The organism is Burkholderia sp. Leaf177 (assembly GCF_001424345.1).
Classification (GTDB): Bacteria; Pseudomonadota; Gammaproteobacteria; order Burkholderiales; family Burkholderiaceae; genus Caballeronia.
The window spans coordinates 26,541-47,402 of record NZ_LMPF01000003.1; the positions used below are offsets into that span (position 1 = coordinate 26,541).

The 20,862-nt window shown below is 59.1% G+C and carries 18 protein-coding genes and 1 tRNA gene; 3 read left to right on the forward strand and 16 right to left on the reverse strand.

Features of this window, described 5'->3' with window-relative positions:
• Positions 1-16: 16 nt before the first annotated feature.
• The 15 genes from nuoH to ASG35_RS05775 form a co-directional block, all read right to left on the reverse strand.
• Positions 17-1,081 (reverse strand): NADH-quinone oxidoreductase subunit NuoH, encoded by a 1,065-nt coding sequence (nuoH, locus tag ASG35_RS05700; RefSeq protein ID WP_056353961.1) that lies wholly within the window; start codon positions 1,079-1,081, stop codon positions 17-19.
• Positions 1,082-3,418 carry an NADH-quinone oxidoreductase subunit NuoG gene (nuoG, locus tag ASG35_RS05705; RefSeq protein WP_056353964.1) on the reverse strand — a complete coding sequence of 779 codons (2,337 nt, stop codon included), beginning with the start codon at positions 3,416-3,418 and terminating at the stop codon, positions 1,082-1,084.
• Between the two features lie 31 nt (positions 3,419-3,449).
• A complete protein-coding gene (gene nuoF / locus ASG35_RS05710; RefSeq protein ID WP_056353968.1) occupies positions 3,450-4,775 on the reverse strand; it encodes an NADH-quinone oxidoreductase subunit NuoF in 1,326 nt (441 codons plus the stop codon).
• Positions 4,772-5,257, reverse strand: a complete 486-nt coding sequence (nuoE, locus tag ASG35_RS05715; protein WP_056353971.1) for an NADH-quinone oxidoreductase subunit NuoE — start codon at positions 5,255-5,257, stop codon at positions 4,772-4,774. Before nuoE ends, nuoF begins: the two co-directional genes overlap by 4 nt.
• 165 nt (positions 5,258-5,422) lie before the next feature.
• The gene (locus ASG35_RS05720) at positions 5,423-6,676 is read right to left on the reverse strand and encodes an NADH-quinone oxidoreductase subunit D (protein ID WP_056353974.1); all 1,254 of its coding nucleotides are present in this window, start codon (positions 6,674-6,676) and stop codon (positions 5,423-5,425) included.
• Positions 6,677-6,685: 9 nt separating this feature from the next.
• The gene (locus tag ASG35_RS05725) at positions 6,686-7,288 is read right to left on the reverse strand and encodes an NADH-quinone oxidoreductase subunit C (protein WP_056353977.1); all 603 of its coding nucleotides are present in this window, start codon (positions 7,286-7,288) and stop codon (positions 6,686-6,688) included.
• A 105-nt stretch (positions 7,289-7,393) separates the two neighbouring features.
• The gene (locus ASG35_RS05730) at positions 7,394-7,873 is read right to left on the reverse strand and encodes a NuoB/complex I 20 kDa subunit family protein (protein WP_027819582.1); all 480 of its coding nucleotides are present in this window, start codon (positions 7,871-7,873) and stop codon (positions 7,394-7,396) included.
• Positions 7,874-7,954: 81 nt separating this feature from the next.
• Positions 7,955-8,314: an NADH-quinone oxidoreductase subunit A gene (locus ASG35_RS05735; RefSeq protein WP_056353980.1), complete on the reverse strand. Its 360-nt coding sequence runs from the start codon at positions 8,312-8,314 to the stop codon at positions 7,955-7,957.
• 161 nt (positions 8,315-8,475) lie between these two features.
• Positions 8,476-8,560, reverse strand: a tRNA-Leu gene (locus ASG35_RS05740).
• A gap of 114 nt (positions 8,561-8,674) precedes the next feature.
• A complete protein-coding gene (gene secG / locus ASG35_RS05745; RefSeq protein WP_056353983.1) occupies positions 8,675-9,052 on the reverse strand; it encodes a preprotein translocase subunit SecG in 378 nt (125 codons plus the stop codon).
• An 86-nt stretch (positions 9,053-9,138) separates the two neighbouring features.
• On the reverse strand, positions 9,139-9,921 hold the full coding sequence (gene tpiA, locus ASG35_RS05750; RefSeq protein ID WP_056353985.1) for a triose-phosphate isomerase: 783 nt from the start codon (positions 9,919-9,921) through the stop codon (positions 9,139-9,141).
• 184 nt (positions 9,922-10,105) lie between these two features.
• Positions 10,106-11,122 carry an NAD(P)H-quinone oxidoreductase gene (locus tag ASG35_RS05755; protein ID WP_056353987.1) on the reverse strand — a complete coding sequence of 339 codons (1,017 nt, stop codon included), beginning with the start codon at positions 11,120-11,122 and terminating at the stop codon, positions 10,106-10,108.
• A 162-nt stretch (positions 11,123-11,284) separates the two neighbouring features.
• Positions 11,285-13,435, reverse strand: a complete 2,151-nt coding sequence (pnp, locus tag ASG35_RS05760) for a polyribonucleotide nucleotidyltransferase (protein ID WP_200945692.1) — start codon at positions 13,433-13,435, stop codon at positions 11,285-11,287.
• Between the two features lie 376 nt (positions 13,436-13,811).
• A complete protein-coding gene (gene rpsO, locus ASG35_RS05765; RefSeq protein WP_056353993.1) occupies positions 13,812-14,087 on the reverse strand; it encodes a 30S ribosomal protein S15 in 276 nt (91 codons plus the stop codon).
• 247 nt (positions 14,088-14,334) lie between these two features.
• A complete protein-coding gene (locus ASG35_RS05775; protein ID WP_235527474.1) occupies positions 14,335-15,558 on the reverse strand; it encodes a branched-chain amino acid ABC transporter substrate-binding protein in 1,224 nt (407 codons plus the stop codon).
• 292 nt (positions 15,559-15,850) lie between these two features.
• Between ASG35_RS05775 and ASG35_RS05780 the strand changes: the two genes are divergently transcribed.
• From ASG35_RS05780 to ASG35_RS05790, 3 genes are all read left to right on the forward strand, one after another.
• Positions 15,851-16,357 (forward strand): hypothetical protein, encoded by a 507-nt coding sequence (locus ASG35_RS05780; protein WP_056354539.1) that lies wholly within the window; start codon positions 15,851-15,853, stop codon positions 16,355-16,357.
• 218 nt (positions 16,358-16,575) lie between these two features.
• On the forward strand, positions 16,576-17,229 hold the full coding sequence (locus tag ASG35_RS05785; protein WP_056354002.1) for a carbonic anhydrase: 654 nt from the start codon (positions 16,576-16,578) through the stop codon (positions 17,227-17,229).
• 101 nt (positions 17,230-17,330) lie between these two features.
• Positions 17,331-18,896: a SulP family inorganic anion transporter gene (locus tag ASG35_RS05790; RefSeq protein ID WP_056354006.1), complete on the forward strand. Its 1,566-nt coding sequence runs from the start codon at positions 17,331-17,333 to the stop codon at positions 18,894-18,896.
• A gap of 92 nt (positions 18,897-18,988) precedes the next feature.
• On the opposite strand, the gene ASG35_RS05795 is transcribed toward ASG35_RS05790, so the two are convergent.
• Positions 18,989-20,533: a 2-isopropylmalate synthase gene (locus tag ASG35_RS05795; protein WP_056354010.1), complete on the reverse strand. Its 1,545-nt coding sequence runs from the start codon at positions 20,531-20,533 to the stop codon at positions 18,989-18,991.
• Positions 20,534-20,862: the final 329 nt, after the last annotated feature.

Genomic DNA, 20,862 nt, shown 5'->3' on the forward strand with positions numbered 1-20,862 from the left:
TTTTTTCATCCGCCCATTATTTCCAGATGTTCAGCGGCGACATGATCCAGAACCCGACCACGACCACCCACACCACCGACACCGGCAGAAAGATTTTCCAGCCAAGACGCATGATCTGGTCGTAGCGATAACGCGGGAACGTTGCGCGAGCCCAGATGAATACGGACAGCAGGAAGAAGATCTTCAGCACGAACCAGAAAATGCCCGGGATGAAGGACAGGAAACCAAACGGTGCGCTCCAGCCGCCGAGGAACAACGTCGATGCAATGGCCGAGATCACGATCATGTTGATGTACTCGGCGAGGAAGAACAGCGCGAACGCCATACCCGAGTAATCGATCATGTGACCCGCGACGATTTCCGATTCGCCTTCCACCACGTCGAACGGGTGACGGTTCGTTTCGGCGATGCCCGAGATGAAGTACACGACGAACATGGGCAAAAGCGGCAACCAGTTCCACGAAAGGAAGTTGATACCCCAGTTCGCGAAGATGCCGTGTTCCTGCGAGACCACAATAGCCGACATGTTCAGGCTGCCGGTCACCATCAGTACGACGACGAGCGCGAAGCCCATCGAGATTTCGTACGACACCATCTGCGCCGCAGCGCGCATCGCGCCGAGGAATGCGTACTTCGAGTTCGATGCCCAGCCGGCCAGGATCACGCCATACACGCCGATGGACGAAATCGCCATCACGTAAAGCAGACCCGCGTTGATATCACCGAGAACCGCTTTTGCCTGGAACGGAATCACAGCCCATACCGCGAAAGCCGGCACCACGGTCATGATTGGCGCGATCAGGTAGATCCAGCGGCTGGCTTGCGTCGGCTGAATCACTTCCTTCAGCAACAGCTTCAGCACGTCGGCGATCGGCTGCAACAAGCCGAGCGGGCCGACGCGATTCGGGCCGAGACGCACGTGCATCCAGCCGATGAGCTTGCGTTCCCACAAAATCAGGTACGCGACGCACAGCAGGATCACCACCGAAACCACGAGAATGCGGATGACTGCCCACACCGTGGGCCAGGCGACACCGAGGATCTGAGTCCCGCCTGCGTTGATCGTATCGAACAAGCCCATTTACGCCTTCTCCACTACCAGTTCACCGAACAGAGCCCCGAGCGCTGCACCGGCCGACGTTCCCGTCGACACCCGGACCACGCTTTCCGCCAGATTCGCGTCGCGAACTGCCGGCAGGGTTACCGAGAGACTGCCTTGGGCGACGCGCACGGCATCGCCGTCTTTCAGACCGAGCTTTTCGAACAACGAAGTTGGCAGCCCGACCACGTTTGCATCGCGCGCGGCAGCCGTCAGATGCAGCGATTCGGCGCGGCGCGAAAGTGCGTCGGCATGATAGATCGGGGTGTCGGCAAGGCGCTCGAAACTGCCTTCATTCGATGCAGCCTTCGTCACCGCCTTGATCGCCACATGGGTCTTGTTCGACAGGCGCGATGTCAGATCGCCCTTGCCCAAAGCCGCGTCGCGGACTTCTTCGGCGGTATCGAATTCGAAACCCTTCAGGCCCAGGATGCTGCCGAGCACGCGCAGAACTTTCCAGCCCGGACGCGTTTCGCCCAGCGGACGCACCACGCCGTTGAACGTCTGCGCCGTGCCTTCAGCGTTGACGAACGTACCCGATGTCTCCGTGAACGGAGCGATCGGCAACAATACGTCGGCGTAATCCATGCCGTGCTTGAACGCCGACAACGCGACGACCATTTCCGCCTGCTTCAAAGCAGCGAGCGCCTGAGCGGGATTGGCGGTATCGAATGCAGGTTCGACGTTGAACAGCACGTAGCCCTTGCGCGGTTGCTCGAAAGCTTCGCGTGCGTTCAGGCCGCCTTCGCCCGGCAACGCGTCCACGAGATGCGCGCCGACCGTGTTCGCGGCTTCCGTCAGATAACCCAGCGTCGCGCCCGTTTCGTTCGCGATCCATTGGCAAACAGCCAGGATCTGCGCGAACTGCGGATGCTGGACCGCGCTGTTGCCGATCAACAGCACACGTTTTTCGCCTGCCGAAAGCGATGCGGCAATATCCTTGGCCGCCGCCGATGCCTCGATTCCAGCGAACGCTTCCGGCGCAGCGACACCACGCGCTTCGGATACGGCTGCAGCAATGCTGCCGAGGTGCGCGAGCCATTCGGACGGCGCCGCCACCACACGATGTGCGGCGGGAATCAGCGAGTCGTCGTCGGTTGCGTTCAGGAAAGTGAGCATCGCGCCACTCTTCGCCGCCTGCCGCAGACGTGCCGCGAACAACGGATGATCGCGACGCAGGAACGAGCCGACGATAAACGCTGTATCGATATTCGAAAGATCCGCGATCTTCACACCGAGCCACGGCGCGCTGTCCGAAACCGGCGCGGAAAAATCGCTTTGACGCAGACGGAAATCCACGTTCGGCGTACCCACGCCTTCAGCAAACTGCTTGAGCAAATACAGTTCTTCGACGGTGCTGTGCGGCGTAGCCAAAGCAGCGATCTGATTCGCGCCATGATCCGCCGTAATGCCCTTGATGCCCTTCGCCACGTATTCCAGCGCCGTTTGCCAGTCGGTCTCGATCCACTTGCCGCCCTGCTTCAACATGGGCTGCGTGAGACGGTCGTCGCTATTGAGCGATTCGTACGAGAAACGATCTTTATCCGAGATCCAGCATTCATTGATGGCTTCGTTTTCCATCGGCAGAACGCGCATCACGCGGTTGTTCTTCACTTGCACAACCAGATTCGCGCCGACGGAATCGTGCGGGCTGATCGACTTGCGCCGCGACAGTTCCCACGTACGGGCGCTGTAGCGGAACGGCTTGCTCGTCAACGCGCCGACCGGGCACAGATCGATCATGTTGCCCGACAGTTCGGAGTCGACAGTCTTGCCAACGAACGACGTGATTTCCGAGTGCTCGCCACGACCCAGCATGCCGAGTTCCATCACGCCGGCGACTTCCTGGCCAAAGCGGACGCAACGCGTGCAGTGGATGCAACGTGTCATCTCTTCCATGGAGATCAGCGGTCCGACGTTCTTATGGAACACGACGCGCTTTTCTTCGTTGTATCGCGATTGCGACTTGCCGTAACCCACTGCCAGATCTTGCAGCTGGCACTCACCGCCCTGATCGCAGATGGGGCAATCAAGTGGATGATTGATCAGCAGGAATTCCATCACGGACTGCTGCGCCTTGATGGCCTTGTCCGATTTCGTACGCACGATCATGCCCGCCGACACCGGCGTGGCACAGGCGGGAACCGCCTTCGGCATCTTCTCGACTTCGACCAGGCACATCCGGCAGTTCGCCGCGATCGACAGCTTCTTGTGATAGCAAAAGTGAGGAATGTATGTATCGACCTTATGCGCAGCCTGGATCACCATGCTGCCTTCAGGCACTTCTACACTTTTGCCGTCGATTTCTAATTCAACCATGATGGGGAATGGTCCTTGGCCTGATCACTGATCACGCGGTAAGCGCTTCGGACGTATGCGCGTGATGCGCATGTCCGTCGACGAGACAATGTTTATGCTCGACGTGATATTCGAATTCGTCCCAGAAATGCTTCAGCATGCCGCGCACCGGCATGGCCGCCGCGTCGCCGAGTGCACAAATGGTGCGACCCATGATGTTTTCGGCGACCGAGTTCAGCAGATCCAGGTCTTCCTTGCGCCCGAGTCCATGCTCGATCCGATGCACCACGCGATACAGCCAACCCGTGCCCTCACGGCAAGGCGTGCACTGTCCGCACGATTCTTCGTAGTAGAAATACGACAGGCGCAAGAGCGAGCGCACCATACACCGCGTCTCGTTCATCACGATGACCGCGCCCGAACCCAGCATGGAACCTGCCTTGGCGATCGAGTCGTAGTCCATGTCGGTGGCCAGCATAAGCTCGCCCGGCACGACTGGCGCGGACGATCCACCCGGGATCACCGCTTTCACGGACTTGCCGCGCACGCCGCCGGCCAGTTCGAGCAAAGTCTGAAACGATGTACCTAGCGGGACTTCAAAATTGCCCGGCCGGTTCACGTCGCCCGCGACCGAGAAAATCTTCGTGCCGCCGTTGTTCGGCTTGCCAATCTCAAGATATTTCTGCGGGCCGATAGCCAGCAGGAACGGCACAGCCGCGAACGTCTCGGTGTTGTTGATGGTGGTCGGCTTGCCGTACACGCCAAAGCTCGCCGGGAACGGCGGCTTGAAGCGCGGCTGGCCTTTCTTGCCTTCCAGCGACTCGAGCAACGCCGTTTCTTCGCCGCAGATGTACGCGCCATAACCATGGTGCGCATGCAGTTCGAACGAGAAGCCCGAACCCAGAATGTTCGCACCGAGATATCCGGCCGCACGCGCTTCTTCAAGCGCCTGTTCGAAGATCTTGTAGACCTCGAAAATCTCGCCGTGAATATAGTTGTAGCCGACCGTGATGCCCATGGCGTACGCGCCAATGGCCATACCTTCGATCAGCGAATGCGGATTCCACCGAAGGATGTCGCGATCCTTGAACGTGCCCGGTTCGCCTTCGTCCGAATTACAGACGAGATATTTTTGCCCCGGAAACTGACGCGGCATGAAGCTCCACTTCAGACCGGTCGGAAAACCTGCACCGCCGCGGCCACGCAGACCCGACGCCTTGACGTCGGCAATGACCTGTTCTTGCGGAATTTTTTCTTCGAGAATACGGCGCAGCTGGGCATAACCGCCGCGCGCCACATAGTCTTCGAGATGCCAGTTTTCGCCGTTCAGGCCGGCGAGAATCAGGGGCTGGATGTGGCGGTCGTGAAGAGACGTCATTTCGATAGTTCCTCGAGGAGCGTGTCGATCCGCTCGCGACTCATGAAACTGCACATACGATGATTGTTCACGAGCAACACGGGTGCATCGCCGCACGCGCCAAAACATTCACCTTCTTTCAAGGTGAACTTGCCGTCAGCGGTGGTTTCGCCAAAGTCGATGCCGAGCTTTTGCTTCAGATATTCCGCGGCGCTTTCCGATCCGCCATCCGGACCCAGCTGGCACGGCAGGTTCGTGCAGAGCGTGATCTTGTGTTTGCCGACCGGCGCGGTCTCGTACATGGTGTAGAACGTCGCCACTTCCTGCACGGCCACGGAGGGCATGCTCAGGTAGTCGGCCACGAACTGCATGATTTCCGGCGACAGCCAGCCATGCTCTTCCTGAGCGATAGTCAACGCCGCCATCACCGCGGACTGTTTCTGCTCCACGGGATATTTCGCGATCGCACGATCGATTTCTTTCAGGCCTTCAGCTGAGATCATTTCAGACACGACTCTTTCAGTTCCTACCGAACGAAAACCCGCCGCGCCCTTCTTTTGCGGCAGACCTGGCGTCCTGCTGTTGTTGGTTCGCTAGCCCGTTCAGCGCTAGAGCGCGAGCGAGCCGGCATGATGCAACGTGATGCGCTCGATGTCCGCGACGGCATGTCAGCGGTCGATCTCGCCAAACACAATATCCTGCGTTCCGATGATCGTCACCGCATCCGCAATCATGTGCCCGCGCGCCATTTCGTCGAGCGAAGCAAGATGCGCATAACCCGGCGCACGAATCTTCAATCGATACGGCTTGTTCGCGCCATCTGAAATCAGATAAATCCCAAACTCGCCCTTCGGATGCTCGACCGCCGCATACGTCTCGCCTTCGGGAACATGGAACCCTTCCGTGAAGAGCTTGAAGTGGTGAATCAGCTCTTCCATGTTGGTTTTCATGCCCACGCGCGAAGGGGGCGCAATCTTGTGATTGTCGATCATCACAGGCCCCGGATTCTTACGAAGCCACTCAATACATTGTTTCGCGATGCGCGTGGACTGACGCATTTCTTCAACACGCACGAGATAGCGGTCGTAGCAGTCGCCGTTCACGCCAACAGGGATATCGAAATCCAGCTGGTCGTACACTTCGTACGGCTGCTTCTTGCGCAGATCCCATTCAATGCCGGAACCACGGAGCATTGCGCCGGTCATGCCGAGCTGCAGCGCGCGCTCAGGACTGACCACGCCGATACCCACAAGCCGCTGCTTCCAGATCCGGTTATCGGTCAGCAGCGTTTCGTACTCGTCCACGCACTTCGGAAAACGCGTGAAGAAGTCGTCGATGAAATCGAGCAGCGAACCCTGGCGCGTCTCGTTCATGCGCGACAACGCCTTCGCATTGCGAATTTTCGATGCCTTGTATTGCGGCATTGCGTCAGGCAAATCGCGATACACGCCGCCCGGACGGTAATACGCCGCGTGCATCCGTGCGCCGGATACCGCTTCGTACACGTCCATCAGGTCTTCGCGTTCGCGGAACGCATACAGAAATACCGCCATTGCGCCGACGTCGAGCGCGTGCGAACCGATCCACATCAGGTGGTTCAACACGCGCGTGATTTCGTCGAACAGCACGCGAATGTATTTCGCGCGCACCGGCACGTCGATGCCGAGCAGCTTTTCGATAGCCATCACGTAGCCGTGCTCGTTCACCATCATCGACACATAGTCGAGACGGTCCATGTACGGCACGGATTGAATGAAGGTCTTCGATTCGGCAAGCTTTTCAGTCGCGCGATGCAAGAGGCCGATATGCGGATCGGCGCGTTGAATCACTTCGCCGTCAAGCTCCAGCACCAGGCGCAGCACACCGTGCGCAGCCGGATGTTGCGGGCCGAAATTGAGCGTGTAGTTCTTGATCTCTGCCATGGCGTTCTCTTAGTGTTTCAGACCGCCATAGCGGTCCTCGCGGATCACTCGCGGCGTGATTTCGCGCGGCTCGATCGTCACGGGCTGGTACACGACGCGCTTTTCTTCCGGGTCGTAACGCATTTCGACATAGCCCGACACCGGGAAGTCCTTGCGGAACGGATGGCCGATAAAACCATAGTCGGTGAGAATGCGGCGAAGGTCCGGATGACCTTCGAAAACGATACCGAAAAGGTCGAAGGCTTCGCGCTCGTACCAGTTCGCCGACGACCACACGTCCACCACCGACGCGACGATAGGCACTTCGTCGTCCGGTGCGAACACGCGCACGCGCAGACGCCAGTTATTGGCGACCGAAAGAAGATGGAGGACAGCCGCGAAACGCGGACCTTCGTAGGCGCCGTCGCCGTACGTTGAGTAGTCGACACCGCACAGGTCGACGAGCTGCTCGAAACCGAGCGCGCGATCGTCACGCAGCTTCAGCGCGACATCGAGGTAATTCGCCGCCTTGACGACGACAGTCAATTGCCCAAGCGACTCAGTGATGCTATGCAGGCGGTCGCCGAACGCCGCCTCGAGGTTCGCTTTCAGGGTCTCGAGTTTGCTTGCCATATTGGGGAGGCTCAGGCCTTGGTGACGCTTAATTGGACTACTGTGACGCTGACCGGCAATGCTGATGATGGCGTCACGACCTTGTACAGACCGCGCTTATGTTAGTTACTGGCGGGCGATCGTGCTGGTGCGGCGAATCTTCGCCTGCAGCTGGATCACGCCATACACGAGCGCCTCGGCCGTCGGCGGGCATCCGGGCACGTAGACGTCGACCGGAACAATCCGGTCACAGCCGCGCACGACGGAATATGAATAGTGGTAATAGCCGCCGCCATTGGCGCACGAACCCATGGAAATGACCCAGCGCGGCTCGGCCATCTGGTCGTACACCTTGCGAAGCGCAGGCGCCATCTTGTTGCACAGCGTGCCGGCGACGATCATCACGTCCGACTGTCGCGGACTCGGACGAAACACCACGCCGAAACGATCCAGGTCGTAGCGGGCAGCACCCGCATGCATCATCTCGACCGCGCAACACGCGAGACCGAACGTCATGGGCCACAGCGACCCGGTGCGCGTCCAGTTGATCAGCTTGTCAGCCGTGGTGGTGACAAACCCTTCCTTCAAGACCCCTTCGATACTCATTTGCTTTCACTCCAGATGAGCAGCCAGCCATAGCTACCCAGCAATCCGGTGATCCGAAATTCTCAACTCGCCGCCTGCCCTTTACTCCCAGTCCAGCCCACCCTTTCTCCAGATGTAGGCGAAACCCAGCAGAAATTCGAGCAGAAAAACCATCATGGACAAGAAACCCGGCCAGCCGATGTCGCGGAGGGCGACGCCCCACGGAAACAGGAACGCGGTTTCGAGATCGAAAATAATGAACAGAATAGCGACGAGATAATAGCGCACATCGAACTTCATCCGCGCGTCTTCGAAAGCCTCGAAGCCGCACTCGTAGGGCGCGTTTTTTTCTGTGTCAGGCTTGTTGGGACCGAGGATCTTACCGATGCTGACGAGAGCGATACCCAAACCGGTGCCCACGACGAGGAACAGCAAGACGGGATAATAGGCTGAGAGATTCACGACTATCCTCAAATCGGTTTGATCTGGTGTACCGGCTGGAACGACTACCCAACCGATTTTCAACTAAAGACGGCCGATACGTAAGAACCCTTACATATACACCCGCCAGAAGTGACAATGCCAGCCGAAGCAATGCATGCGGCTGGCATTGGATAACTTTTTGGTGCCGACGGCGAGACTCGAACTCGCACAGCTTTCGCCACTACCCCCTCAAGATAGCGTGTCTACCAATTTCACCACGTCGGCACTGTCTTGCAATCCGGTAAATCAACTTCTAATTGCCGGTAATCGCTTCGAGAACAAAATTATAACTGGGTTAAGCAGTTTGTTCAACGCACAAAAGGTGCGGAAAGCGAAAATTTATTTCGGAACATCAGAGCCCGGAGCCGACGAAGCAACCGGTGCCGAACCCGCAGCAGGAACCGATGCGCCAGTGGTCGCATTTGCAGCGGGTGCAGAGACTGCAGCCCCGCCCAGCACGCCTGCCGAGGCTGCAGGCTTGTAGCTTCCCAAGTAAGTCAGCGTCAGCGTGGAGATGAAAAACACCGCCGCGAGGACAGCGGTCGTACGAGATAAAAAGTTCGCGGAACCCGTCGCGCCGAACAGACTTCCGGACGCGCCACTACCAAAAGCCGCACCCATATCAGCGCCCTTGCCGTGCTGCAGCAATACCAGCCCGATAACGCCAAACGCCGACAACAACTGGACGACGATAATCAAAGTCTTTAAATACAGCATTCCGTTCACCCGACTCTTTAATGTTCACGTAACACTGTTGCGTCACGCTATTAATGCTTACATTTTCGAAAGCTTAAACTCGGCAATTAAACCGAAACGTTTTGTGCTGCCTGGCAAATCGCAAGGAAGTCCTTCGCCTTTAGCGACGCGCCGCCAATCAATCCGCCGTCAATATCCTTCTGAGCGAATAATTCTTCTGCATTCTCAGGCTTCACGCTGCCGCCATAAAGCACCGGCACGGTCGCCACGCTCGCGCCCTTTGCAGCAAGTTGCCCTCGCAAGAATGCGTGAACCTGTTGCGCCTGTTCCGTTGTTGCGCTTTTACCCGACCCGATCGCCCAGACCGGTTCGTAAGCCACGACAATTTTTGCCGCCTGGCTCTCGCTCAGGACCAGCAGTACAGCCTCGAGCTGCGTTCCAACGACCTGCTCCGTCGAACCGTTTTCGCGCTGTTCCAGCGTTTCACCCACACAAACGATGGGCACCAGCCCAGCTTCGAGTGCGCGCTGAGCCTTCACAGCCACGAGATCCGAATGCTCATGATGGTAAGCACGCCGCTCCGAATGCCCGACGATCGCGTATGTTGCATCCAAATCAGCCGCCATGCCCGCCGCGACTTCACCAGTGTAAGCGCCTTGCGTGTGGGCGGAAACGTCCTGCACACCCCACGCAACCACCGATCCGGCCAGTAACGCCTGCGCTTGCGCCAAGTACGGCGTCGGCACGCACAAGCCCGTTCGGACGCCGTTCTGTAAGGCAGCCGCACCCGCGGCGACAGCCTGCAGCAACGCCGCGTTCTCGACCAGCCGACCGTGCATCTTCCAGTTTCCCACTACCAGCTTTGCGCGTTTGGCTTGTTCGTTCGGCATTGTCTCGTCTTAGCAGCGAGGCTGCCGATTATGAAATGGAAAAGGAACAGAAACATGAACCGAAGCGGAACTTTCAGCACGCCGTTCCAGTACAACATGCGATTTTACTGTGGGTCGCAGAAAACGGTCAAACACCGAAATCTCGCCGACAGCCTATTTTCCGCATTCGGCACGCTTTCACGTCTCAGGCAACCTGACTCCAATCGAGCATGATTTTTCCGATGTGCGTACTGCCTTCCATTAATTCATGGGCTGCCGCGGCCTGATCGGCTGGGAAAACCTGATGGATTACCGGCTTGATGCGCCCTGCCTCGATCTCCGGCCACACCCGTTCTTTCAACTGGACCGCGACCTTCCCCTTGAACGCAACCGCGCGCGGCCGCAAGGTCGAGCCGGTAATGTGGAGACGACGGCGCAGCACTTCGTTCAGATTGATCTCGGCTTTCGAACCGCCCAACGTCGCGATGACCACCACGCGGCCGCCGTCGGCCAGCGCTTTCAGTTCGCGGGGAAGATAATCGCCCGCGACCATGTCGAGGATCACGTCGACGCCCCGATCATTTGTCAGCGACTTCACGACATCGACGAAATCTTCAGTCTTGTAGTTGACCGCTCGTTCGGCGCCGAGCTTTTCGCAAGCCTGACATTTTTCGTCGGAGCCGGCCGTCACGAACACGCGATGGCCCAGCGCCTTCGCAATCTGGATTGCAGTCACGCCGATACCGCTCGACCCCCCCTGAATCAGCAACGTCTCTTCTGCGCCGTTTTCGCCCTTACCCAAATGGGCGCGCTCGAATACGTTGCTCCACACGGTAAAAAACGTTTCCGGCAATGACGCCGCTTCGATATCCGTCAAACCCGCCGGCACCGGCAGGCACTGTTCGAGCGGTGCGCACGCGTACTCGGCGTAACCGCCGCCCGCAAGCAGCGCGCAGACGCGGTCGCCCGCCTTCAGGCCAAACGGATTGTGTTTCGGGTCGAAGTCACCGCGCACGATCTCACCCGCCACTTCCAGCCCCGGCAGATCCGACGCACCCGGCGGCGGCGCATAACCGCCCTTGCGCTGAAACACGTCCGGACGATTCACGCCCGAGGCCGCAACCTTGATCAGCACCTCGCCAGCCTTCGGTTCCGGCATTGGGCGCTCGCCAAGCTTCAACACGTCGGGCGCGCCAAATTCGGTGATTTCGATCGCTTTCATCTGCGTATTCCTTCGTGTCGGACTTCGTGAAACAGCGATGTAACCTCATGGCATTGCAGGCTCCGTCAAGAACCCGCAATAACACGGAATCACAATCGAACCGTCGCATTCAAAAACGGCCGGCACGCAAGTTTGTTGCGCCGGCCATTCCAACTTACCGCATTACTGCGGTTGCGTCGGCTGGATTGGTTGAATCGGCTCGCCGCCTTCAGCCAGCAAAGCCTTCGCCGACAAACGCACACGACCCTTTTCGTCTGTCTGGATGACCTTGACCTTTACGATCTGGCCTTCCTTCAGATAGTCGTTGATGTCCTTGATGCGCTCGTTGACGATCTCCGAGATATGCAGCAGACCATCCTTACCCGGCAGGATGTTGATGATCGCGCCGAAGTCGAGCAATTTCAGTACCGGACCTTCGTAGATCTGGCCGACTTCCACTTCGGCCGTGATGTTCTCGATGCGCTTCTTCGCTTCCGCCATGCCTTCGCTGCTCGTGCTCGCGATGGTCACCACGCCGTCATCGGAGATATCAATGGTCGTGTTGGTTTCTTCGGTCAACGCACGGATCACCGAGCCGCCCTTGCCGATCACGTCGCGGATCTTCTCCGGATTGATCTTCATGGTGATCATGCGCGGCGCGTAGTCCGACAGGTTCGTGTTCGTGCCCGGAACCGCGGTGGTCATCTTGCCGAGGATGTGCATGCGGCCTTCCTTCGCCTGCGCGAGCGCGACCTGCATGATTTCCTTGGTGATGCCCTGGATCTTGATGTCCATCTGCAGTGCCGTCACGCCTTGCGCCGTGCCCGCCACCTTGAAGTCCATGTCGCCGAGGTGATCTTCGTCGCCCAGAATGTCCGTCAGCACCGCGAACTTGTTGCCTTCCAGGATCAGGCCCATCGCGATACCCGCAACGTGCGCCTTCATGGGTACGCCCGCGTCCATCAGCGCGAGACAGCCGCCGCAGACCGATGCCATTGAAGAAGAACCGTTCGATTCCGTGATTTCCGATACAACCCGGATGGAGTAGCCGAATTCGTCGGCGCTCGGCAGGCACGCGGCCAGCGCGCGCTTGGCGAGACGGCCGTGACCGATTTCGCGGCGCTTCGGCGAACCGACGCGACCCGTTTCACCGGTCGCGAACGGAGGCATGTTGTAGTGGAGCATGAAGCGTTCGCGATACTCGCCTTCGAGCGCGTCGATGTTCTGCTCGTCGCCCTTCGTGCCGAGCGTGGCCACGACCAGCGCCTGCGTCTCGCCGCGCGTGAACAATGCCGAGCCGTGCGTACGCGGCAGCACGCCCGTACGAATTTCAATAGGACGCACGGTGCGCGTGTCACGGCCATCGATACGCGGTTCGCCGTTCAAAATCTGCGTACGGACGATCTTCGCTTCGATATCGAACAGCACGTTGCCAATGGTCGCCTTGTCCGCCGGCGTTTCGCCACGAGCAGCGGCTTCTTCGGTCAGCTTTGCGGTCGTCGATGCATAGACTTCCTTCAGCTTTGCGCTGCGTGCCGATTTGTCGCGAATCTGATAAACCGACAGCAGATCGGCCTGTGCCAACTCGGCCACGCGCGCGATCAGCGGTTCGTTCTTTGCAGCCGGCGCCCAATCCCATTCCGGCTTGCCGCCTTCGGCAACCAGCTCATGGATTGCATCGATAGCCACTTGCATCTGGTCGTGACCGAACACCACGGCGGCCAGCATGACTTCTTCGGTCAACTGCTGCGCTTCCGATTCCACCATCAAAACTGCGCGTTCCGTACCGGCGACGATCAGGTCGAGCGCCGATTCCTTCATTTGCGGACGCGTCGGGTTCAGCACGAATTCGTTGTTGATGTACGCGACGCGGGCAGCGCCCACCGGGCCGTTGAACGGCAGGCCGGAGATGGCCAGAGCCGCCGACGCGCCGATCAGCGCGGGAATGTCGGCGGGTACGTCCGGGTTCAGCGACAGCACGTGAATCACGACCTGGACTTCGTTATAGAAGCCTTCCGGGAAAAGCGGACGCAACGGACGGTCGATCAAACGCGAGATCAGCGTTTCGCCTTCCGACGGACGGCCTTCGCGACGGAAAAAACCACCCGGAATCTTGCCGGCTGCATAGGTCTTTTCCAGATAATCGACGGTCAGCGGGAAGAAGTCCTGGCCCGGCTTTGCCGTTTTCGCGCCGACAACCGTCGCGAGCACCACGGTATCTTCCACATCGACGATCACGGCGCCGCTTGCCTGGCGCGCGATTTCACCTGTTTCCAGGCGAACGTTGTGTTGTCCCCACTTGAATTCCTTGACGATTTTCTTAAACATTCTCACTCCTTCTTCGTTATGCCCCGCGGCCTTTCAGCGTGTTGTCGTGCATCCCGGACCAACCGGAACCCGCGCACACGCCGATGAAAACCGCGAAGCCAAGCGATGACCGGAACCACGCAAAAGAGGGGTGTATGTCATTCCAACGCAACACGACACGCGATGCGCATGACGCGCTGGAATGACACAAAGCTCTGCCGCGAGGCCCGGCCGTGTAGTCGAATCGGTTTCCGATCCGGGTTGGCTTTAATGCAAGCCTTCGATATTTCCCGCTGTTTTCCTGCTGATTTCCTGCATTGCGCCCATACACCGCGCGCCGTTCAAAAACAAAATGCCTGTATCAGCAGACTGACACAGGCATTTCGTTGAGAACGCTAGCCGCTTACTTGCGCAGACCCAGCTTTTCGATCAGCGAGCGATAACGGTCAGCGTCTTTGCCCTTGAGGTAATCGAGCAGCTTGCGGCGACGGCTCACCATGCGCAGCAGACCGCGGCGGCTGTGGTGATCCTTCGTGTGGGCCTTGAAGTGAACGGTCAGTTCGTTGATACGGGTCGTGAGCAGTGCAACTTGCACTTCAGGCGATCCAGTGTCATTTGCGGCGCGCGCATATTCTGCGACGACGTCGGACTTTTTTGCGTGAGCAACTACGGTCGACATTTGATTTTCCTTTGATACGGACAGGCGGTCACGGAAGAAGGGCCGTGCCGTGGGTTTTCTGCATCTTTCCTCGGCCGAGAATCCAGCCTTGGATTACCTTGCCGGACGTGTGAGAGCAGGGTTTAAAGCCCAGCCTTACGTACGGCAAGTCGCGGATTATAGCATACCGATCTTGTCCGTCGACACGCTTGCAGCCGGCGGACGCCATCGCGCAATAGGCCTGGGCCCAAGCTTCACGGGCTGCGTTTCACGACGCGGGACGTTTCATCTGGCACGTTGTCGGCATCGCAGTGTCTTGCGCCGGGATCTTGAGCAAGGTGCGAAAACCGAAGCCCGAGCCTTCGTTGTCGAAACGCACACCCGGCATGCCCGATTTGTCCATTTCGATTACGTATAGGGGCTGGATCAACTGATGATCCGTAGCGCGCATTTCCGTCGTCTGGAAGCCCGTGTCGAGCTTCAGGCCTTCCAGCGCGCGCGCGACGGCCGTCGGGTCGGCGCTCTTCGCCTTTTGCATCGCGTTGCCGAGCATTTCGATCATCAGCGGCATACGCAGAAAAAGGTAGTCGTCGGCGGGAGCGGGGAAACGGGCCCGAAACGCCGAGTAATACGCGTCGGATGTGGCGCCGCCCGCGTTCGGATGCCAGTCCGCGACCGCAACCACGTGCTTCACGCCAGCGTCGCCAAGCGCGGCAGGCGCTCCCAGGCTGTTGCCGTAGAACGTATAAAAGTGCGTATCGAGCCCCTGCTCCCGCGCCGCCTTCACCAGCAGCGTCAGGTCGTTGCCCCAGTTGCCGGTGATGACGGCATCCGCGCCGCTCGAGCGGATCTTCGCGATGTACGGCGCGAAAACCTTCACGCGTCCGGCCGGAATGAACTCGTCGGCGACGATCGCGATGTCCGGCCGGCGCTCCTTCAGCGCACGTTGCGCCTCGCGGCTGACATCGTGGCCGAAGCTGTAGTCCTGGTTGAACAAATAAACCTTTTTCACCGATTTCTCGCGCTGGATTACATCGGCTAGTGCATTCATGCGCATGCCGGCGTGAGCATCGAAACGAAAATGCCAGAAGCTGCAGTTTTCATTGGTGAGCGCCGGATCGTCGGCGGAATAATTCAGGAAGACCACACGATGTTCAGGATCACGGGCGTTCTGCTTGTTGATGGCATCGACGAGCGCCGCCGCTACCGCCGAACTATTGCCCTGCGTGACAAAACCAATTCCCTGGTCGATAGCCGCGCGCAATTGCACGAGGCTCGCCTCGCTGCTGCCCTTTCCGTCGAGCACGACCAGCTGAAGCGGATGCCGTCCGTCGGGCAAAACCACACCGCCGTTGGCATTCACGCGTTCTACCCCGAAGCGCAGATTGCGCTCGACCGACGCACCCGCGTTGGCGAACGGTCCCGACATCCCTTCGATCATCGCAATGCGGATTGGCGCGAGATCCGCCGCCAAAGCCGGCGCAGCGGACATGCCGCAAACAATGCCGACAACCGCCGCTCTGCCGCATTTCGCCATGAAATTACGCAATCCCATACCGTCCATCCAAGATGAAAACCGAACCGCGGATCATAGGCTGCGGGGCACGCCGCGTGCAACATCCACGAAATGCGCGCTGAAATGGAATACGCGCGCGTGGCTGCGCGTTTTCTGAACAAGCGACTCGCGGGCGACGCTTGCGATTCCCCGCCCTGCCCCATGTCAAAATAAGCACCACAGCAAAAACCCACGATGACTTGTGGACACGCACACGAAGGAGGCTTCAATGTTGATCAAATCGATACGAAAACCGGCCGCAATGGCTCTGGCCTTGTTGCTGACGGCGTGTGCGCAGCCGTGGCAGAACTATCAGGCGGGCGCGGATTCATCGACGGTGACCGCGCGGCTCGGGCCGCCGAAAGAGGTCTACGACTTGCCGAACGGCGGCAAGCGCCTGATGTGGCCGACCCAGCCGCTGGGTGAAGTCACCACGGCGGCTGACATCGATGCATCCGGGAAAATCGTGAGCGTGCGTCAGGTTCTCGATGAAAACGAGTTCTATAAAGCGCAAATCGGTACGTGGACGCGCAAGGACGTGTTACTGAACTTCGGGCGGCCGGTCGAAACGTCCTACTTCCCGTTGATGAAGCGTGAGGTCTGGACTTATCGATATATGGAAGCCGGTTACTGGTACATGATGTTCAGTTTCTATTTCGATGACCAGGGCATCGTGCGCCTGACGCAAAAAACGCCGGACCCGCTGCACGATCCGGATCGCCGCAACTTCTTCTGAAGCAGCCAGTAGGCGCCTCTCGCGCCCAACGGGCGATTTATTTCTCGTCCGAAAAAAATGCCGCCGTCAAACGCGGCATTTTTTTATGCCTGGACGTCCGGAACCTTTTCGTAGAAAGTAATTCGTAAGCTTACGACTACAACGTGTCAGCAGACCGGAAGTTGCTTTGCTGTACATCGCCTACCATTACGCTTTTGGAGCTGACTGGAACATTCGCCATGACTAGACCCAAACGCATGCTCGTCGAAAACGTTGGATGGGCGGCAGAAACCGCCGCCAGCGATCCCGCCTTTTTCGAAACCCTCGCGCAGGGACAAAGCCCGACCGTGCTGTGGCTCGGCTGTTCGGACAGCCGCGTGCCGGCCGAGACCATCACGCATTCCAAGCCCGGCGATTTGTTCGTCCATCGCAATATCGCGAATCTTTTTTCGCCGGACGACGACAACACCATGAGCGTCCTCGAATACGCGGTGAACGTGCTGAAAGTGGACGATGTCATCGTGTGCGGGCATTACGGATGTGGCGGCGTGCGCGCGTCCTTGCTGCCCATGTCGCCAGCGCTGCCGCACGTCAACCGACGCATTGCGCCGTTATGCGCGCTGGCCCGGAAACATGGCGATGAACTCGATGCCATTGAACCCGGCGACGGACGCATCGACCGGCTCGCCGAGCTGAGCGTGATGGAGCAAGTCCGCGCGATCCGGCGCGTGTCGACCGTTCGCGACGCCGAGCGCCCGCCGCGCGTCCACGGCTGGATCTTCGGCCTGCGCGATGGCCGTATCAAGGTGCTTTCGTCCGGCGATTCATCTGATACAGACGCAGAACCTGCCCCTAGCGCCGTGCACTTCGTGACCGAAACCGCCGGCACTTAAATACCCGCCGGCCGGCGGCCGAAACTCTCCGCTTTAAACATCAACTTCTGTGCGACGTCCCGCGGGACATCGCATGGTCCAACTCGCGCCCACAAAAGCCTATGAACCTACGCCAAACGTTTGCCAATTTCCCTCGCGACATGTTCGCGGGCACCGTTGTCTTCCTCGTCGCGATGCCGTTGTGCCTCGGTATTGCCAATGCATCTGGCGTCGAGCCGTTTGCAGGTTTGCTGTCGGGCATTATCGGCGGGCTCGTGGTGGCGCTTTTGAGCGGCTCGCATTTGAGCGTGAGCGGACCGGCGGCGGGACTTGTCGTGATCGTGGTCGATGGCATCGCCAAGCTCGGCAGCTTTTCCACCTTTCTCATGGCCGTGATGCTCGCGGGCGCGATCCAGTTCGGGTTCGGCATGCTGAAAGCCGGGCGTTTTGCTGCGTACGTGCCATCGTCGGTGATCAAGGGAATGCTCGCCGCGATCGGCTTGTTGCTCATCATCAAGCAAGTACCGCTCGCCGCCGGTTTTGCCAACGATGGCACCCATATCACGCCCGCTGCGCCCGGCACGATCGCCACGCCTTTTGGCGCGATGTCCCTTGCCGCGTGCGCGGTTGCGATTGTGTCGATCGCGATCCTGGCAAGTTGGGAAAGCAAGGCCATGCGCCGCTTTGCGCTGGTCCGCGCAATGCCCGCGCCGCTTGCCGTGGTGTTGCTCGGCATTGCAATCACGCTGGCGCTCGATTACGCCGCGCCAGGTTTTGCACCGCCAGCGGAGCACCGTGTTTCGCTGCCATCGCTGGCTTCCTTCGCTGCATTGAACGCTGCCCTCGACTGGCCAAACTTCGAACAACTCATCAATCCCGATGTCTGGCGCCTCGCAATGACGCTTGCCATCGTGGCGAGCCTGGAGACCTTACTGAGCCTGGAAGCCGTCGAGCAAATCGATCCGAAAAAACGCGCGGCGCATCCGGATCGCGAATTGAAGGCGCAGGGAATCGGCAACATGATGGCGGGCGCGATTGGCGCTTTGCCGATAACGTCCGTAATCGTGCGCAGCTCGGCCAACGTCCACGCGGGCGCGCAAAGCCGATGGTCAGCCGTCATTCACGGCGTGCTGTTGCTTGCGAGCGTGTTTGCGCTGACGGCGGTGATCAATCTCATTCCGCTCGCGTGTCTCGCGGCGATTCTGATTTTTACGGGACTGAAGCTCGCAAAACCGTCGCTTTTCAAGTCTGTCGCGAAGCAGGGATTCGCGCGGTTTGCGCCGTTTATCGTGACGATCGTCGGCGTGTTGACGACCGATTTGCTGATCGGGATCGTGCTCGGGATCGCGTGCAGCATCGCGCTTGCGATCCACGCAAACTTGCAGCGGCCGATCACCATCGCGCAACACGACGATCACTTTCTGCTCTCGTTTCGCAAGGACGTGTCGTTCGTGGGCAAGGTCGCGCTCAAGCATCACCTGAAGCAGATTCCCGACAACGCGACTTTGATTATCGACGCAGCCCGGGCGGATTTTATCGATCCCGACGTGCGTGAACTCATCGATAAGTTCATCGCGGACGCACCCGATCGCGGGATTCACGTCGAGTGCCGGCAGTTGGATAACGTCGCGCGGGTACGGCCTGCGTATCCGTCACGGATGGCGTTCTTCAAGCGAGCGTTGCGCTGATCACCGCGCAACAAAAACGGCCCTCGCTTGTGACGAGAGCCGTTTAATCAGCAAGGCGACTGGATCAAACGCCTTGCTGTCGATCGATAAAATCACGAAAGCTGCGGATTGAGCTTCTCGACTTTCGAATGGAGCTTGTTGAGCGCGGCAAGATACGCTTTCGCCGATGCCGCCACGATGTCCGGGTCCGTGCCCACGCCGTTCACAATCCGGCCGCTCTTCGACAAACGCACGGTCACTTCGCCCTGCGCTTGCGTGCCGGTGGTGATTGCATTCACCGAATACAGCACGAGTTCAGCGCCGCTCGTGACCTTCGATTCGATCGCGTGCAAGGTGGCATCGACTGGCCCGTTGCCGCGTGCTTCGCCGCGCACTTCGATTCCATCGACTGCAAACACCACGCGTGCGTTCGGCTGCTCGCCCGTCTCGGAGTGCTGCGCCAGCGACACGAAGCGGAACGTTTCCTTAGCCTGGGCTTCCGCCGATTCTTCGGAGACGATCGCCATAATGTCTTCATCGAAGATCTCCGACTTGCGGTCGGCGAGTTCCTTGAAGCGCACAAACGCCGCGTTTACATCGGTCTCCGATTCCAGCGTCACGCCCAGATCTTCGAGGCGCTGCTTGAACGCGTTACGGCCCGACAACTTGCCGAGCACGATCTTGTTGGTCGCCCAGCCCACGTCTTCGGCACGCATGATTTCGTAGGTATCGCGCGCTTTCAGAACGCCGTCCTGGTGAATGCCCGATGCATGCGCAAACGCGTTCGCGCCGACCACGGCCTTGTTCGGCTGCACGACAAAACCCGTGATCTGCGACACGAGCTTGGACGTCGGGACGATATGCGTTGTATCGATACCCAGTTCCAGCCCGTAATAATCCTTGCGTGTCTTCATTGCCATCACGACTTCTTCGAGCGCCGTGTTCCCCGCGCGCTCGCCGAGGCCGTTGATGGTGCACTCGATCTGACGCGCCCCGCCAATATGCACGCCAGCCAGCGAATTGGCGACGGCCATGCCGAGGTCGTCGTGGCAATGCACGGACCAGACCGCTTTGTCCGAATTCGGCACACGTTCGCGAATGGTCTTGATGAGATTGCCGTAGCCTTCCGGCACGGCATAGCCGACGGTATCGGGAATATTGATGATGGTCGCGCCTTCATCGATCACCGCTTCGAGCACGCGGCACAGGAAATCGAGATCCGAGCGGCTGCCGTCTTCGGGCGAGAATTCCACGTCGTCCGTGAACTTGCGCGCGAAACGCGTTGCAAGACGCGCCTGCTCGTAGACCTGGTCGGCGCTCATGCGCAGCTTCTTTTCCATATGCAGCGCGGACGTCGCAATAAACGTATGGATGCGGAAGTGATCGGCGGGCTTGAGGGCATCGGCGGCGCGCTGAATGTCCTTGTCGTTCGCACGGGCCAGCGAGCAGATCGTGCTGTCCTTGATCAGGCCGGCAATGGTGTGGATTGCGTCGAAGTCGCCGTTCGAACTGGCGGCGAAACCGGCTTCGATCACATCGACTTTCATCCGTTCGAGCGCTTTTGCGATCCGGATCTTCTCGTCTTTCGTCATCGACGCGCCGGGGGATTGCTCGCCATCGCGAAGCGTCGTGTCGAAAATGATGAGTTTGTCTGCCATGTTCGGGCTCCAGTGGGGAATTTTGGATTGAATAAAACGGTGGAGAAAGGCGATACGGAATTCGGGTGTTCGCGCCACCGCTGGCGTCGAAAACCACGAACGAGCAGACGGGAGGCGGGAAGCTTAGCGCGGCAGGCGCGATAGTAGCGGTAGCGCGCGTAGCGGCGCACCAGCTAGGGACAACGAGAGGGGATGGGCGAAAAAATTCATTCGCAAACTATAACTACATTTTTGAGAGCGTGCAATTAGGCTTTCCGATCGAGGCGATTGACGCTCTTTGACCGGGCGCGGACGAAAAAAAACGCGCATTGGCTGAAAAACCGATGCGC